The organism is Kribbella sp. NBC_00359 (assembly GCF_036097425.1).
In the GTDB taxonomy this organism is placed as follows: Bacteria; Actinomycetota; Actinomycetes; order Propionibacteriales; family Kribbellaceae; genus Kribbella.
Genome location: NZ_CP107975.1, coordinates 4,125,515 through 4,140,905, shown reverse-complemented (window position 1 = coordinate 4,140,905; position 15,391 = coordinate 4,125,515). Strand labels below are relative to the sequence as shown.

Annotated in this window: 14 protein-coding genes; 1 reads left to right on the top strand and 13 read right to left on the bottom strand. The window is 69.0% G+C overall.

What is annotated here, in order from left to right:
- Window positions 1-5: 5 nt before the first annotated feature.
- From OG876_RS20295 to OG876_RS20235, 13 genes are all read right to left on the bottom strand, one after another.
- On the bottom strand, window positions 6-920 hold the full coding sequence (locus tag OG876_RS20295; protein ID WP_328526456.1) for a MurR/RpiR family transcriptional regulator: 915 nt from the start codon (window positions 918-920) through the stop codon (window positions 6-8).
- Window positions 921-943: 23 nt separating this feature from the next.
- The gene (locus tag OG876_RS20290; RefSeq protein ID WP_328526455.1) at window positions 944-3,244 is read right to left on the bottom strand and encodes an aminotransferase class III-fold pyridoxal phosphate-dependent enzyme; all 2,301 of its coding nucleotides are present in this window, start codon (window positions 3,242-3,244) and stop codon (window positions 944-946) included.
- Complete coding sequence (locus tag OG876_RS20285) at window positions 3,241-3,894, bottom strand: MBL fold metallo-hydrolase (RefSeq protein ID WP_328526454.1); 654 nt, start codon at window positions 3,892-3,894, stop codon at window positions 3,241-3,243. Before OG876_RS20285 ends, OG876_RS20290 begins: the two co-directional genes overlap by 4 nt.
- 75 nt (window positions 3,895-3,969) lie before the next feature.
- Window positions 3,970-5,295, bottom strand: coding sequence for a metallopeptidase TldD-related protein (locus OG876_RS20280; protein WP_328526453.1), 1,326 nt, complete (start codon window positions 5,293-5,295; stop codon window positions 3,970-3,972).
- Window positions 5,292-6,743 (bottom strand): TldD/PmbA family protein, encoded by a 1,452-nt coding sequence (locus tag OG876_RS20275; protein ID WP_328526452.1) that lies wholly within the window; start codon window positions 6,741-6,743, stop codon window positions 5,292-5,294. Before OG876_RS20275 ends, OG876_RS20280 begins: the two co-directional genes overlap by 4 nt.
- A 167-nt stretch (window positions 6,744-6,910) precedes the next feature.
- On the bottom strand, window positions 6,911-7,129 hold the full coding sequence (locus OG876_RS20270; protein WP_328526451.1) for a hypothetical protein: 219 nt from the start codon (window positions 7,127-7,129) through the stop codon (window positions 6,911-6,913).
- Window positions 7,126-7,923 (bottom strand): COG4280 domain-containing protein, encoded by a 798-nt coding sequence (locus tag OG876_RS20265; protein WP_328526450.1) that lies wholly within the window; start codon window positions 7,921-7,923, stop codon window positions 7,126-7,128. Before OG876_RS20265 ends, OG876_RS20270 begins: the two co-directional genes overlap by 4 nt.
- Window positions 7,924-8,091: 168 nt before the next feature.
- Complete coding sequence (locus OG876_RS20260) at window positions 8,092-9,078, bottom strand: threonine/serine dehydratase (protein ID WP_328526449.1); 987 nt, start codon at window positions 9,076-9,078, stop codon at window positions 8,092-8,094.
- 19 nt (window positions 9,079-9,097) lie between these two features.
- Entirely contained in the window at window positions 9,098-9,913 is an 816-nt protein-coding gene (locus OG876_RS20255; RefSeq protein ID WP_328526448.1) for an ABC transporter ATP-binding protein, read from the bottom strand.
- Between the two features lie 7 nt (window positions 9,914-9,920).
- Window positions 9,921-10,949, bottom strand: a complete 1,029-nt coding sequence (locus tag OG876_RS20250) for a FecCD family ABC transporter permease (RefSeq protein ID WP_328526447.1) — start codon at window positions 10,947-10,949, stop codon at window positions 9,921-9,923.
- Window positions 10,946-12,013 carry a FecCD family ABC transporter permease gene (locus tag OG876_RS20245; protein WP_328526446.1) on the bottom strand — a complete coding sequence of 356 codons (1,068 nt, stop codon included), beginning with the start codon at window positions 12,011-12,013 and terminating at the stop codon, window positions 10,946-10,948. The genes OG876_RS20250 and OG876_RS20245 overlap by 4 nt, the downstream gene beginning before the upstream one ends.
- A 1-nt stretch (window position 12,014) precedes the next feature.
- Entirely contained in the window at window positions 12,015-13,034 is a 1,020-nt protein-coding gene (locus OG876_RS20240) for an ABC transporter substrate-binding protein (RefSeq protein ID WP_328526445.1), read from the bottom strand.
- Between the two features lie 46 nt (window positions 13,035-13,080).
- On the bottom strand, window positions 13,081-14,262 hold the full coding sequence (locus tag OG876_RS20235; protein WP_328526444.1) for a C45 family peptidase: 1,182 nt from the start codon (window positions 14,260-14,262) through the stop codon (window positions 13,081-13,083).
- A 190-nt stretch (window positions 14,263-14,452) separates the two neighbouring features.
- Here OG876_RS20235 and OG876_RS20230 point away from each other — a divergent pair, with 190 nt between their 5' ends.
- Window positions 14,453-15,385 (top strand): MurR/RpiR family transcriptional regulator, encoded by a 933-nt coding sequence (locus OG876_RS20230; RefSeq protein ID WP_328526443.1) that lies wholly within the window; start codon window positions 14,453-14,455, stop codon window positions 15,383-15,385.
- Window positions 15,386-15,391 lie beyond the last annotated feature (6 nt).

Sequence of the window (15,391 nt, the reverse complement as noted above, 5' to 3'; positions counted from 1 at the left end):
CGCCGTCAGGCGTAGCCGAGCTGTTCCCGCAGGGTCGTCAGCCGGTGCGAGGACCCGACCGTCCGCTCGACGTCCGCGACCGCGACGCACTGCGCCAGCACGTCCGCGATGACCATGCCGATCAGCGGCTCACTGGTCAGTCCGGTGGGCGTGGTCGGCGCGTGCAGCGCCACCGTGGCCTCCTCGGCCACCTGGCTCCCGACGTCCTCCGTCAGCAGGATGCTCGGAACGCCGACGGCGCGGGTCCGGTCCAGCAGCACCTCGACGTCGGTGGTCAGGCGGCTGGGCGCGAACGCCACGACCACGTCGCCGGACTCGATCCCGAGCAGATCGTCGGCCAGCCCGAACCCACCCGACCGGATGTACCGCGAGCGCACCCCCATCCGCGCCAGCTTCTGGCACAGGTGCTCGGCCGCCATGGTGAGAGCGCCGAATCCGTACGTCACCGTGCGATCCGCCTCGAGGAGGAGCCGTACGGCGTGCTCGTAGCGCTCCGGTGCGAACGTCCGCCGCAGGTGATCGAATCGCTCCTCCGACTCCGCCAGTACAGTGCCCCAGACCTCCTCGAGGTCACCTCCGGTCGACTCGACCCGCCGGCGGGTCCGCTGCTCCAGCCGGCTGTTGCCGGCGATCGGCGCGGCCAGTTTCGCCTTGAGCTCCGCGAGGCCCGAATAGCCGAGCGCCTGCACCGTGCGGACGACCGTCGCGTTGCTGGTCTTCGTCTCCGCACCCAGCTCGGCGGCCGAGACGAAGACCAGCTGCTCGGCCGACCGCTCCGACAACGCCCGGCAGACCGACCGGGCGGCCGGGGAGAAGCCCTCCCAATGCTCCCGGATGCGTCTGCGCAGTTCGCTGATCACCTCGGCGGAGGAATCTGCGGCGGTGTCGTGGCCTGCGGGTGTAACGCGATGTCCAGCCATGTAACGGATGATACGCAGATACCTCAGGGCAGCGCGGCAGCGAACGCTGCCAGGAACCGCTCCACGTGCTCGCGCTCCCAGATCAGCGGCGGGCGGATCTTGAGCACGCTGCCGCCGGGACCCGTCGTCCCGACCAGGACGCCTTGGTCGCGCAGTCGCTCTGCGAGCTCCGCCGCCGTCAGCGGCGCGCCGGCAGGAACCGCGACGCCCGTCATCAGCCCCTGGCCGCGGACCCGCGCGGCTGGGTGCAGCTTCGCCGCGAGCGGCGCCAGCCCGACCGCGAGCTCACTGCCGATCCGGCCGGATCGCTCGACCAGGCCGGTCTGCTCGATCACGTCGAGCACGGTCAGCGCGGCGACGCACGACACCGGGTTGCCCGCGAACGTACTGAAGAACTCGTCGACCGCGGCGAACTGCTCGGCGATCTCGCGGCGAGTGATCAGCGCGGCGATCGGATGACCGTTGCCCATCGGCTTGCCCAGCGTGACGAAGTCCGGCGTCAGCCCGAAATCGCTGAACCGCCACAGATTGCGGCCGCCGCGTCCGAAGCCGGCCTGTACTTCGTCCGCAAGGAAGAGACCGCCGAGCGCGTGGGTCTCGTCCTGCAGTCCGCGCATGAACTGTCCGGTGGGCGTGAGGATGCCGGCACTGCTGAACACGGAGTCGACCGCGAGCAGCGTCAGATCGTGGCCGGCTCGGCGCAGGTCGTCGTACGCGAGCCGGACCCGCCGGCTCGCCTCCACTCCGCTTGGCTGCTGACCGTCCGCATCCAGCCGAGGGGCCTCGAAGGTCGCGACGTGGGTGGGACGCTGCTCGGGTGGGTAGGTGTTGGTCGACCAGGCGGCGGTTGCCTCGCTGACACCGTGGTACGCGAGATCCGCGACGACGACACCGGAGCGGCCCGTGACGACTCGCGCCATCCGCCAGGCCAGGTCGTTGGCCTCGCTGCCGGAGTTGACGAACACGCAGGTGTCCAGCCCTGCGGGCATGGTGGCCGTGAGCCTCTCGGCCAGTTCGACCGCATGCGGATGCAGATATCGCGAGTTGATGTTGAGCGTCGCGGCCTGTCGCGAGATCGCCTGGACCACCGCGGGATGCGCGTGCCCGACAACGGGAACGTTGTTGTAGGCATCGAGATAGCGACCGCCGTCGGCGGTGTGGACCCAGGCCCCGGCAGCCCGCACGACCTGCAACGGCTCGCGGTAGAACAAGGGCGAGAGTTGGCCACCCATCGCGGCCGATCGCCGATCGCCGATGGTCGGATCCGGGAGCTGGGACGACGCGACCCGCGACGTCCCGCACAGCCGGTGGAAGCGAGCCGCCAGCTCGGCCGGGTCGAGACCGGCCAGCAGGTCGAGCCCGTGCCAGCTGCCCGCCACCAGACTGGTGAGGTACTCCTCGTTGTCCGGATACAGCGGCGCCCGCCAGGCCGACATGAGCACACTCGCGGCGAGCCGGGCGAGCACAAGCTCACCGATCAGCCCGACCTCGTCGGGCTCCAACGGCAGCACTCGCTGGTACGCGTCCAGGAACGCGCCGGCCGCGGGCCACGGGTCGGCGGACTCTCGCAGCAACGAGGTCAAGCTGATCGCGAGGTCGCACACCCGGGCGGTGTGGTGCATGTCGCCGAAGTCGATCACCCCAGAGATGCGCCCGGCCTCGATCAGGACGTTGCTCAAGGTCAGGTCACCATGCGCCACGAACGCGGGCAGCCGGCGGGTCGCCGCCGCCAACCCCTCGAAGCGATCGAGCAACTTCTCCATCGGCTCCCGGCGGGACGGGTCGGGCAACTGCTGCGCGTACGGCCGCAACCCGGTGACGAGCCGTGGATCCCAGTCCAGCCGGCGATCAGCCGCCGGGTGGATGAACCCTTGCATCGCCCGCGTCAGTCGCGCGCACACCGCACCGAAGTCGGCCGCGAAGTCGTCGGGCAGCGCCGTGAGATCACCGACCGCGCCGGGCATCACGGTCATCACCCGCACCTGGTGCGCCCGGCCGTCCACCGCCCGCAGGGTCACCGTCCGCGCGCCGTCAACCGCGTCGACGATGCGCGGAATCGGCAGGTCCGGGTCGACCTCGGCGACATGCCGCATCGCCGCGCTCTCCATCTCGATCTGCGCCGGATCGTCACCGGAGTTCGACACCTTGACGACGAACTGGCGATCGTCGGCGGTCGCCAGGAAGTTCAGATCGCGCTCGCTGCGCAAGGACTCGAGTTCGGCGGCGATCCCGTAGCGGGTGCGCAGGAAGTCCCTGGCCTCGGCCAGGTCAACCGCCGGTGGCTCCTCGACCAGGCTGGCCGTCTGTCCGGTGATCAGGTTCATCGCGACCTCTCCGCACGGGTGACCCGGAACGACTTGTCATGACCAGGGTGAACGACATCGGCCAGCTCGGCGACCCGCTCGATCGAAGCCCGCGCGCTCGCCGAGTCGAACGCCCGGCCGAGCGGTTCACGGGCGAGCAGCACCCCTGCAGCGGGAACAGCGTCCCCGGTCAGCACAGCGGTCCCCACATCGGTATCGACCGCAAGGCCGATCGACCCCGGTGTGTGCCCCGGCAGCTCGACCACACGCACCCCGGACGCGAGGTGCTCACCCTCGCTCGCTTCCCGGACGTCGAGTCCGTCGAGGACCGCCCGGGTCCAGGGCGGCGTACCCAGGTCGCGGCGCGACGGTGCTTTGAGGTAGCGCAGTTCGTGCGGGTGCAGGATCACTCGCGCGCGCTGGAACAGGTCGACGTTCTGCAGGTGGTCCCAGTGTCCGTGCGACACCACGACGGTGGCGATGTCGCCCGGGCTCAGGCCGCGCTCGCACAGTGCGGCCAGCAACGCCTTGCGGCGACCGACGTGGCCGCAGTCGAACACGATCCGGCCGTCGTCGCTCTCGATCAGGTAGACGGCACAGAAGGCGGGGTTGCCCTGGTCGGTCGGCATCAGGTAGCCGTTGAGCAGCGTGTGCACCGAGGGTTTGGCCATGATCTGCCTCGCTGGGGTGGAGCAGCAGCGCCCCGCGGCGGTGATGAGCACGCGATGCACGGGGCGCTGCTGGTTTCAGGGGAGGACGAGCGGGCCGGCGTCGATCAGCAGTGACGGTACGACGACGCTCTCCATGAAGGTCTGGTCACACCGCTCCCGTACGGAGCCGACGCCCAGAATCGCGTTCATCACCTCGTCCATCCGGAACGTGAACCGCAGTTGCGGATGCCAGGCGACGAGCTTGCCGTCCTCGGCCCAGTACGTCGCGTCGCGGGTGGTCCCGGTGACGAGCGTCTCCTTCGGATGCAGCACCCGCAGGTAGTCGAGCCGATTCACCACCAGACCGCTCCCGCACTCGGCCAGCAACTCGTCCTCGGTGGACTCACCGGCCTCCAGCAACAGATGCGACGGAACCGGATCGCCACCGAACCGCCAACCATCTGGTACGGCGTGACCGGTCGGCACCCCGCCCGTGACGCCGGCCCGGCGCTGGTCGGAGACGACGCCGGTAAGCACACCGTGGTCGATCAACCTGGTCCGCCGCCGAACGTTGCCCTCAGCATCGAATCCGCTGGGCAGCCCGTCCGCGTCGCAGCCGTCGTCGACCAGCGTGATCAGCTCGCTCGCGACCTTCTCGCCGAGCCGGCCGGCCACGGCGGACCGCCCGGTCGCGTAGGCGTTCGCGCCGAGGACCGCGTAGCCGTAGGTGGCGATCAGGGCGTTGGCCGCCTGCGGCTTCAGCAGCACCCGGCAGGTGCCGTGGTGCGCCTCGCCCATCGGCAGCGGCGTCAGCGCCTCGCGGAGCCGGCCCGGGATCTCCTCGATCGGGATCTGGTCGGCGTCGCGGTGCATGAACCTGACACTGGCGGACCGGCCGTCCTGCTTCGCGATCGCCTGGATCGATGCCTTGGTCAACGTCTCGGACCGGAACAGCCCGGTGGAGTCCGCGACCACCCGGTCCAGCACGTCGTACCGGATCGCGCCGCCGAGTTTCATGTCCGGGTCGAGGCCGTCGCGGACGGTGGTGAACCAGCGGTGGCGGACCGCGGGGTCGGACTCGAGCACCGAGCCGGACGCGGTGATCACGGGCGTCTCGGCGGAGTTGTCAGCGGTCGGGACGGAGCTGCCTACCGGGCCGGCGGGCAGCTCGGCGAGGGCCGCGCTCAGCCGGTCGGCGAGGACGCGAACCGCCTCGGGGTCGAGGGTCTCCAGCGAACCGGCGACCGCACGGCCGTCGCGGTTGATCCGGACCCGCACCCGCATCCGGCGCTCACTGTGCTGCGCGGTGATCTCGGACTCGGCGTACCGCAACAGGTCGGCGTTCTCGCCGAGGATGTCGAGCCGGGTGCCGTCGCCGAGGATCTCCAGCGCCTGCTGGACCTCTGCCTGATCGATGCTCATCGTCCCACCTGCACATTCTGGAAACGTCCGGGCACGGTGCCGTGGCCGACGTGGGCCACCTGCAGGGGCTCGCCCTTGTTGCAGGACGGGACGCCGTGCAGCCTCCACTCGTCCGGTCCGCCGAGGGCGTCGAGGCTGCCCCAGAAGGTCGGGGTGTCGCTCTGGTAGGTGCAGTTCTTCAGCATCCGGCCGACCTTGCCGTCGCGAATCTCCCAGCCGATCTCGGTCTGGAAGCGGAAGTTCATCCGCTGGTCGTCGATCGAGAAGCCGCGGTTGGTGTCCACCAGGATGCCGCGCTTGGTGCCGGCGATCATCTCGGCCAGCGACGACTCGCCCGGCTCGAGGCAGATGTTGGTCATCCGGACCAGCGGCAGCCGCTGCCAGCCGTCCGCCCGGGAGGCGCCGCTCGGCTCGTCACCGAGGGCGGCCGCGGACTCGCGTCCGGACATGTAGCCGAGGAAGATGCCGTCCTTCACCAGCTGGGTGCGCTGCGCCGGCACGCCTTCGTCGTCGTACGCGAAGGAGCCGAGCCCGCCGGGGATGGTCGCATCCGCGTAGGCCGAGACGATCGGCGTACCCCAGCGGAAGTTGCCGCGCCGCTCCGGGGTGGCGTAGGTGCCACCGGCCAGGCTGGCCTCGGTGCCGAGCGCGCGGTCGGCCTCCATCGGGTGGCCCGCGCACTCGTGCAGGACCATCGCCAGTTGGTTGCTACCAGCAACAAGAGTGGTGATCTCGTCGGGACACTGCGGCGCGGTCAGCAACGCGACCGCCTCCGACGCGACCCGGGCCGCGTTCTCCGGCAGGCCGAGCGACAGCACGTGCTCGAAGCCGGCCGTGGCGAAGTCGCCGCGCTGGCCACGGATCTGCCGCGGCACACCCTGCGGGAAGGACCGGCGCTGGACGTCGTTCCCGTCGCCGGCGTTGACCATCAGGCCACCGCCGCTCTCGGTCAGCGTCTGCTCGATCAGCGCGCCCTCGGTGTTCGCGAACACCTTCTCGTCGCGGTAGAAGTCAACGGACGCTTCGATCTGCTGGACCAGCGGTCCCGCGGTCGTCGCCTCCTTCACGGTGGCCGACAGCAGGTCCAGCTTGGTGGACAGCGGGACGGTGAACGGGTCCACCTCCATCGGCGACGACCAGTTGTCGCGCGTCGTCACCGGCTGCCCGAGCGCGACGTGACCGCCGCCGCCCGCGGCGCGGGCCTGACCGACCGCCTGGGCGATGACCGCGTCGATGCCGTCCGGGTCCAGCCGGTGGGTGGCCGCGAAACCCCAGTGGCCACCGATGACGACCCGCAGTCCGAGTCCCAGGGAGTCGTCGTAGTTCACCTCCCCCGGGCCGTCGAGCTCGACCAGGACCTGCTCGTGGGTCCGGCGGACCACGCGGATATCGCCGTACTGAACGTCGGACGGCAGGAGCGCGAGCACGGTTTCGGCGGTATCTCGCATCTGGATCCTCCGATTTCGTGGGGGTGAAAGGTGCTTCGTCCAGCACTGTAGCAGATACTACGAGATTCTGAGAAGACGTGGTATTCACTACAGAGCGAGGAAAAAGAGAACGGCCCCGCACAGCTGTGCGGGGCCGTTCCGTCAAGCAGGACAGGGGAATCCGGGCGTCACCGCCGCTTCGGACGGACGTCGATCGCGAGGCTGATGCTGAACGCGATCACGACCAGCGCGCCGCCGAGCAGGGTCAGTCCGGTGTCCCCGAACAGCCCGACCGTCATCGCGGCGAACAGCACCAGCAGCGCGAGGACGACCGCGACGGCGATCTTCCAGTCGTCGCCGATGATGAAGTCGTACCAGAACTGCCCGAAGGCCTTGAGGAACTTCACTTCTTCACCTCCACAGGAACGCCGGCGGCGGCCGGCGCCGCGGCGACCGGCTTGCGCAGCACGGCGATGAAGATCCGGCTGAGCAGCAACCAGGCTGCCAGCAGGACCAGAATCATCAGGTCGTGACCGGGCCAGTTCAGGCTCTCCCGGCCGTCGCGGAAGATGCCGATACCCTCGACCGCCCAGTACGTTCCGAAGGACGCCAGCAGCAGGCCGACGCCGTACTTGAGCAGGTTCTCGTTGATCATCGACAGCGGCCGGCGCAGCGCGATCGCGATACCGAGCACGATCACCACGGCGGCGATCGCGCCGAGGCTGGCGGCCGGGATGTTGTTCGCGTTCAGGCCGAAGGTCAGCACGATGAAGACGACCTCCATACCTTCCAGGAAGACGCCCTTGAAGGAGACCATGAAGGCGAACATGTCCAGGCCCTGCTTGGTCTCACCGGCCGCCTTGGCCGCCTCGACCTCCTCGCGGTAGATCGCGTCCTCGTCGTGCACCGCCTTGCGTCCCGACGATCTCAGGATCGCCTTGCGCAACCACTGCAGACCGAAGATCAGCAGGAGACCGCCGATCGCGAGCTGCAGCGCCGACTCCGGCAGCCAGTTCGCCAGTGCGTAGCCGGCCGCCAGGGTGACCACCGCGAGCGCACCGAGCGCCGCGAAGGTGCCGACCAGCGCCGATCGCCAACTCCGGGTGTAGCCCATCGCCATCACGATCGTGGTGGCTTCCACCATCTCCACGAAACACGCGACGAACGTCGCGATGATGAGGCCCCACGTTGCCGCGTCCATCTCTCACTTCCCTCACGCTAGATGAAACATATGCTGCACGAAACGATAGTTACACAGATCTCCGGGTGTCAACGTCGGGCGCACAACCGATGAGACGGCCGGATGCGGGCATGCCGAGGCACCCGAGACGATCAGGGAGTCGCCTCGGGTGCCACGGCCGGGGAGGGGTCAGGCCAGCGCGGCCGCCAGCGTGCTCGACGAGATGTTGCCGCCACACGACACGACCACGACGCGTTGTCCTTCCAGCTCGGTCCGCCGGGCCCGCGCGGCCGCGAACGCCATCGCGGCGGACCCTTCGATCAGCTGGTGCTCGGTGTCGATCACCATCCGCAGCGCGGCGCTGATCGCGTCCTCGCTGACCAGGACCCAGTCGTCGACCAGCTCGCGGCACAGCTCGAAGGTGATGCTGCCCGGTTCGACGCTGCCCGCCGTACCGTCGGACAAGGTCTCCTGCGCGTCGATCTGGATGATCTCCCCGGCCCGCACCGACGCGGCCATCGCGTCGTCGCGTACCGGTGAGGCGCCGTACACACGAATCCCCGGCAGGTGCTGCTTGAGCACCGACGCGACCCCGCTGATCAGTCCACCGCCACCGACCGCGACGATCACCGCATCGAGCGGCCGGCCGCCAAGCTGCTCGAGGATCTCCACGCCGACCGTGCCCTGCCCGGCGATGATGTCCGGGTCGTTGTACGGCGGCACATAGGTGAGGTCGTGCTCAGCGGCGTACGCCCGGGCCTTCGGCTCCAGTACGCCGGAATCGTTGCCCTCGGCCCGTAGTTCGAGACCGAGCCGGCGCAGTGCCGCGACCTTGCTCGGCGACGCGTTCTCCGGCAGGTAGACGATGCCGTGACCACCCAGCGTGGCCAGGGCGTTGCCGACACCCAGACCGTGGTTGCCGGTCGAGGCGGTCACGACGCCGCGCTCCCGTTGCTCGTCGGTCAGCGTCAGGATCTTCGCCATCGAGCCGCGCGCCTTGAACGAGCCGGTGCGCTGCAGGTGCTCGGACTTCACCAGCACCTCCGCGCCGAGCTCCTCACTGAACACGTCGTACGTCACCAACGGGGTGAGGACGAGGTGCTCGCGCAGCTGTGGCGCGACCTGCTCCGAGCGGACGGCACTCGCCGCCGGGGTGATCTGTTCGATCTGTGTCATGCGCGCCCCTTCGTCGGGTTCATCCGGTGGCCACCGCCAGGTTGGCACGGTCCAGCAGGCCGGCTCGCAGCGGGATGCACATCGGCTTGCCGCTGACCGGGTGCGGGACGACCTTCGACTCCACCCCGAACACGTCCCGGATGATGTCGCAGGTGAACACGTCCTCCGGTGGGCCCTGGGTGACCAGGCTGCCGGACTTCATCACGAACACGTGGTCGGCGTACTCGGCCGCCATATTGAAGTCGTGCAGCACCATCGCGACCGTCTTGCCCTGCTCCTGGTTGAGCTGGTGCAACAGGTCGAGCACCTCGAGCTGGTAGGCCACGTCCAGGTACGTCGTGGGTTCGTCGAGCAGGATCAGATCGGTGCCCTGGGCCAGGCAGAGCGCGATCCATACCCGTTGACGCTGGCCACCGGACAACTGGTCGACGTGCTGGTGCCGCAACTCCGCCGTACTGGTGACCTTCATCGCCCACTCGACGGCCTCCTTGTCGGCCGCACTCGGGGTCTTCAGCGACGTCCGGTGCGGATGCCGGCCGAACCAGACCAGATCCTCCACCGAGATCGACTCCGGCGTGACCAGGACCTGCGGCAGGATCGCCAGCAGCCGGGCCACCTCCTTGGTGGGCGTGTCCTGGATCGACTTCCCGTCCAGGATCACGCTGCCCTTGGCCGGTGGCAGCAACCGGGCGAGCGCCCGCAGCGCGGTACTCTTGCCCGAGCCGTTCGGACCGATCAGCACGCTGACCTTGCCGTCCGGGATGGTCAGCGTCAGGTCCCTGGCGATGACGGTGCGGTCATAGGCCAGTTCGACAGCTTCTGCCTGCAGACGCATGGCTCTCCTACTTTCCGGTCTTCACGAGCAGGTACAGGAAGTACGGGCCCCCGACGACGGCTGTCACCAGGCCGGCGGGGATCTCGAGCGGCGGGGCGAGACCGCGTCCGATCATGTCGGCGACCAGCATCAGCAGGACGCCGAAGAGGGCGGCGGCCGGGATCGAGGCCATGTGCTTGCCGCCGAACACCCGGCGTGCCATGTGCGGTGCGATCAGGCCGACGAAGCCGATCGTGCCGGCCACGGCCACCGCCGCGGCCGCCAGCGCGACGGAGAAGAACAACAGCAGTCTGCGGGTCTTCTCGACCGGTTCGCCGAGCCCCGCGGCCAGGTCATCGCCCAGACCCAGGACGTCGAGCTTGCGGCTCCACACGACGATCAACGGGACCAGGACGAGGACCCAGGGCAGGATCTCCAGCACCGAGGTCATCGAGCGACCAAAGAGGCTACCGGTCAGCCAGATCAGTGCGGCGCTGACGTCCAGCGGATTGCGCACCAGCAGGAACCGGATGCCCGCTTCGAACGCCGCACTGACCGCGATGCCGACCAGCGCGATGCGCACCGGTGTGGCCCCGCGGCGGTAAGCCAACAGGTAGACGATCCCAGCCGCAGCCAGACCGCCCAGGAAGGCGGCTGGTACGACGGCCACCACGGGCAGACCGGGGATCGCGAGCAGCATCAACATTCCTGCGAAGCCCGCACCTTTGGTGACACCGATGATGTCCGGCGCCGCCAGCGGGTTCCGGATCACGCCCTGCATGACCCCGCCCGACACCGCGAGAGCGGTGCCGACCAGCCAGCAGAGCAGCACTCGGGGCAACTGGAACTGGACCACGATCTGCGACGCCTGCGTCGAGGTGTCGCCGACCAGCGCCCGCAACACGTCGCCCAGGGACACCTCCGTGGCGCCGACGCTGAGACCGTAGAAGCTCAGCAGTACGGCAAGCGCTCCGAGTGACGCCATCAGGATCGCGGGATGCTTCTTGGCCAGCGAAGTACGCCCGACCTGCTGCGCGACAATCGTCGTACTCGTCATGAGGTCACCTTCTGTCGGCGGGCGAGGTAGACGAAGATCGGCGCACCGATCAGAGCCGTGACGACTCCGGCCGGCACCTCGAACGGCGGTTTGACGTACCGGGAGACGGTGTCCGCGTAGAGCACCAGGGCGCCGCCGCCCAGGGCACACAGTGGGAGCAGCACCACGTAGCTGGATCCCACCAGCCGCCGGACGATGTGCGGGATGATCAGCCCGATGAACGCGACCGGACCGGCCACGGACACGGCGGCGCCGCACAGCACGACCACCAGAGCCGACCCGAACAGCCGGGTGCGTTCGACGTTCTGGCCCAGTCCGCGAGCTATGTCGTCGCCGAGCGCGAGCAGGTTCAGCGGCCTGGCCATCGCGAACGCGCCGGCCAGGCCGATCACCAGCCACGGCAACAGATTCCGGATGTCGGTCCACCCGGCGTAGTTGACGCCGCCTACCAGCCAGAACAGGACACTGTCGGTCGAGTTCTCGTCGAAGATGATCAGCACCTGGGTCAGCGAGATGAGCAGGCTGCTCGCCGTGACGCCGGCCAAGGCGAGGCGAACCGGACTGACCCGGCCACGCCCCGATCCGGCCAGCAACATCACCGAGACGCCGGCGGCTGCCGCGCCGCCGAAGGCCAGCAGGATCGTCGGCGCACCGGACAGCGACGGAACCACGGTGACCGCCAGGACGACAACCAGCACCGCACCCGCGTTGACGCCCATGATCTCGGGAGCGGCCAGCGGGTTCGCCGCGACCGCCTGCATCAGCGCACCGGCCACCGCCAAGGCGGCGCCGACGCAGAGCGCCAGCACCACCCGTGGCAGCCGGATCGAGTGAACGATCAACTCGTCGGTGGTCCGGGCGTGGAAGATCGCCGCCGGCAGATTGCTCACATCGATGTGCTGACTGCCGATCGACAGACTCCAGGCGGTCCCGGCGGCGAGCAGCACCAGCATCGCCGCCGTCACCCAGGTGACGCGCTGCCGGTTGGTGGTGACCCGCGGACGCCGGTGGGCGGCGTCCGCGGTGTCAGCCGGTGGGGGCAGGGTGCCCGTGGAGAGCGACATGTCACTTCCCGTAGAGGTTCTCGATCGCCTGCTGGGCGATCAACTCGGAGGCCAGCAGCCCGCGCGACCTCGACCAGATGTTCTGGTCGACCTTGTACGTCGCGTTGTTCTTCACCGCGGGCACCTCTTTCCACAGCGGACTCTTGGCCCAGGTCTCGGCCAGCGTCTTGTCGGTCCAGCCGGCGATGAACATCGAGTCGGGCTTGGTGGCGACCAGCGTCTCCAGGGTGAGCGAGACCGAGGCGTCACCGCCCTCGTCGGACAGCGGCGAGTCGATGCCGAGCAGCTTCAGCACGCCGGCGGTGTAGGACTTCGGCGGGAAGCCGGTGAAGCCCTTGTCCGACGTGACCACGAACATCGCCTTGCGCTTGTCGTCGGTCGGCACCTTGGCCTTCAGCTCGGCCATCACCTTCTCGTGATCGGCCAGCCGGGTCTTCATCTGGTCGCACTTGTTCAGCGCGATCGCCGTCGACATCTCGCTGTCGACCACCTGCTGGTAGTTGCCGTTCAGGCTGGGAAAGGCGACCGTCGGGGCGATCTTGGACAGCTGGTCGTAGATCGCCTTGTGCCGGCCGCTCTCGGCCAGGATCAGGTCCGGCTTCAGTGCGGTGATCACCTGGATGTTCGGCGTGGCCCGCAGGCCGACCGACTTGTACTCACCCATCTTGCTGCGGATGCCGGGAATGATCCGGTCGGGCTTGTCGTCGTCGGCGACGCCGACCGGGGACAACCCGACCGAGACGAGCGCGTCGACGAAGGAGTACTCCAGCGCGACCACCCGGGTCGGGTTGCCGGTGATGGTGGTGGTGCCGAGGTCGTGCTTGATCGTGCGCGTGGCCTTGCCGCACTGATCGAGGTTGACGTCCGAGCTGACGCCCTGGGCGGCCGCGGCACGGTCGGCGTTCGGGGCGGCACCGGTGGCCGGGGAGGCGGACGAGCCGCAGCCGGCCAGGGCGACCGCGGCGAGGGTCAGGGCGAGAGCGGCGACGGAGCGCCGGATTCTCGTGGCGGAGACAGACATGGCATTCGCTCCTCGAGTCGAAGATGCCTTGCAGGGGTAGTGGGGATCACCTGGCGGCGGCGAGGGAGTGCGCCGGGCCGGGGACGTGCGGACGGTCCTCGGAACCAGGACCGTCGTACAGGTTCCAGGGGGCCTGCTGGTAGCTGTTGCTACACGGGAGGCCGGGAGTGAGCCGATATGTGCCGGTGGTCAGATCGACCAGGCTGGACACGATCGTGGAATAGCGGTCGAGCTCGTGCCGGCGCGGATCGACGTGCTGGCAGACGGCGTTGGGGTGGCCGAAGTGGTCGCTCATCGTGGTCTGCACGATGGTCTCGACCGCTTCCTCGGTGGTGCCGTCGACGCGGACCCGGGACAGGCCCTCCTCGACGCGCGGTGTCCGGTAGAGCGAGTCCACCGAGAAGGGCTTGTAGGACTGTTCTATCTGCGGCGGGACGAAGGACTGGAAGTGGTTGCCGTGCACCAGCAACCCCTCGGTCGGGTACATCCAGCCGTGCCGGCCGGGAGTGGTCTCGACATCGATGGCGAAACCGTCGGCATGGGTGAGCAACAGGTTGCTGGACAGGCTCTGCCGGACGCCGAAGATCGCGTCCAGCGCGTCGTGCATGTCCCAGCTCTCGAGCACCTTGCGGCGGACGAAGGTACCGGGAACCCCCAGTCCGGTACCGAATCCGGCGCCGAGACCGTTGGCGTTCAACGCGATCCCGGCGGAGTTGGCGCCGTGCCGGCCGATCTGGCCGGCCTCGACATGGCAGATGATGGTGGGCTTGCCGGGCTGGGCGATGCGCAGTACGACGACGGTGTCGGCGATCGCGTCCCAGAGGTCCCAGTTCTGGCCGGCCCAGACCCGGCCGAGCGCGTTGGCCTGCTGGAGGATCGCGAACGAGGTGCAGCCCTCGTCCTCGGACCGGCGGTCAGCGGTGAACGGATTGCCCTTGGTGAGCTCGCCGCGGCTGTTCAGCGCGAGGATCGTCTCGAAGCTGTGGCCGGAACCCTCCGCGATGCCGCGGAGCTCGTCGACGATGTCCGGCAGGTAGGCCTCGATCACCGGCACCCAGGCGGGGGCCCGGTCGAGGATCTCCGGCCAGGACAGGCCGGTCTTCCGGGCCGTCGACTCGGCGTAGAAGGCCACTGACCGGGCGATCGGCGCACGCGCGGCCTCGCCGTACTGGCGGCCCCGCTCGCGCGGGTCGGCCGCGGTGAGGTCGATGCTGAGGAGCTCGGTCACGGGAATCTCCAGTGAAATCGGAGGGAAATCCAGGGTTCGTTGTGTTTGCTACGAAGTTTCAGATGACGGTAGTGACTGCTACAGTGGCTGTCAACGAGTCAGCGCATCGTTTACCTGCCGGTGATCTTCGCCAGGCGGATGACATGATCTGCGGATACGGGTAGTAGTCCTGCGAGGCGAAGGAGCCGTCGTGACTGTTGCGGAACCCAAGCCACCCAGCCTGCAGGAGCGGGTCGCCGCCCGGATCGGGACGCTCACCGCGACCGAGCGCAGGGTGGCCGAGTACCTGTCCACCCATCCTCAGGAGGCAGCCTTCTCCTCCGCCGAGGAGCTCGGCCGCGCCACCGGGACCAGCGACGCCAGCGTCGTCCGCACCGCCAAGGCCCTCGGCTTCGACGGTCTGCCCGGCCTGAAGCGTTCGCTCCAGGGGCATCTGCAGAGCCTGCTGACCCCCGCGAACCGGTTGAGCGCCAGCCTGGAGACGGTCGGCGACGGCCCGGAGGCCGTGCTGAGCGCGACCCTGCGCGACCACATCGAGCGCCTGACCCAGGCCGAGCGGTCCATCGACTCCGCCGAGTTCCGGCGGGCGGTCGAGCTGATCGACCAGGCCCGGGAGACGGTGATCTGCGGATTCGCCGGCCTCGACGGGGTCTCGGAGTACATCGCCACCCATCTGACCCGGATCGGGCACCGGGCCCGGGCCGCGTCCGACACCGGCTACCGGCTGGCCGACCGGCTGCTGCTGATCACCGCCGAGGACGTGGTGATCGTGATCGGGCACAACCGGATCACCCGCGAGACCCGCGTGATCCTCGATCACTGCACCGCGACCGGCGTACCGGTGATCCTGCTGACGGACACGCTCGGCGAGGCGTTGCGCGACGAGGTCGCCGTCGTGCTGTCCGCACCGATGAGCCGTCCGGGCACGTTCACCAGCCAGGCGACCGTACTGATCCTGCTGGAGGCGCTGACGATCGCCGTGGCCGCCGGCGACCGCGAGCAGTCGCTCGACCACACCGAACGGATGAACCAGCTGCGCGAGGACCTGAACGGCTACACGCTCGCGGATGAAGGACTGCTGACCCTGCCCAAGGCGAAGCGCACCACGCAACGCCGGACATAGTCTCCG

Bases quoted from the DNA above. Each gene is read 5' to 3' on its own strand.
- OG876_RS20295 (WP_328526456.1), bottom strand. From the start codon at position 920: ATGGCTGGACATCGCGTTACACCCGCAGGCCACGACACCGCCGCAGAT.
- OG876_RS20290 (WP_328526455.1), bottom strand. From the start codon at position 3,244: ATGAACCTGATCACCGGACAGACGGCCAGCCTGGTCGAGGAGCCACCG.
- OG876_RS20285 (WP_328526454.1), bottom strand. From the start codon at position 3,894: ATGGCCAAACCCTCGGTGCACACGCTGCTCAACGGCTACCTGATGCCG.
- OG876_RS20280 (WP_328526453.1), bottom strand. From the start codon at position 5,295: ATGAGCATCGATCAGGCAGAGGTCCAGCAGGCGCTGGAGATCCTCGGC.
- OG876_RS20275 (WP_328526452.1), bottom strand. From the start codon at position 6,743: ATGCGAGATACCGCCGAAACCGTGCTCGCGCTCCTGCCGTCCGACGTT.
- OG876_RS20265 (WP_328526450.1), bottom strand. From the start codon at position 7,923: ATGGACGCGGCAACGTGGGGCCTCATCATCGCGACGTTCGTCGCGTGT.
- OG876_RS20260 (WP_328526449.1), bottom strand. From the start codon at position 9,078: ATGACACAGATCGAACAGATCACCCCGGCGGCGAGTGCCGTCCGCTCG.
- OG876_RS20255 (WP_328526448.1), bottom strand. From the start codon at position 9,913: ATGCGTCTGCAGGCAGAAGCTGTCGAACTGGCCTATGACCGCACCGTC.
- OG876_RS20250 (WP_328526447.1), bottom strand. From the start codon at position 10,949: ATGACGAGTACGACGATTGTCGCGCAGCAGGTCGGGCGTACTTCGCTG.
- OG876_RS20245 (WP_328526446.1), bottom strand. From the start codon at position 12,013: ATGTCGCTCTCCACGGGCACCCTGCCCCCACCGGCTGACACCGCGGAC.
- OG876_RS20240 (WP_328526445.1), bottom strand. From the start codon at position 13,034: ATGTCTGTCTCCGCCACGAGAATCCGGCGCTCCGTCGCCGCTCTCGCC.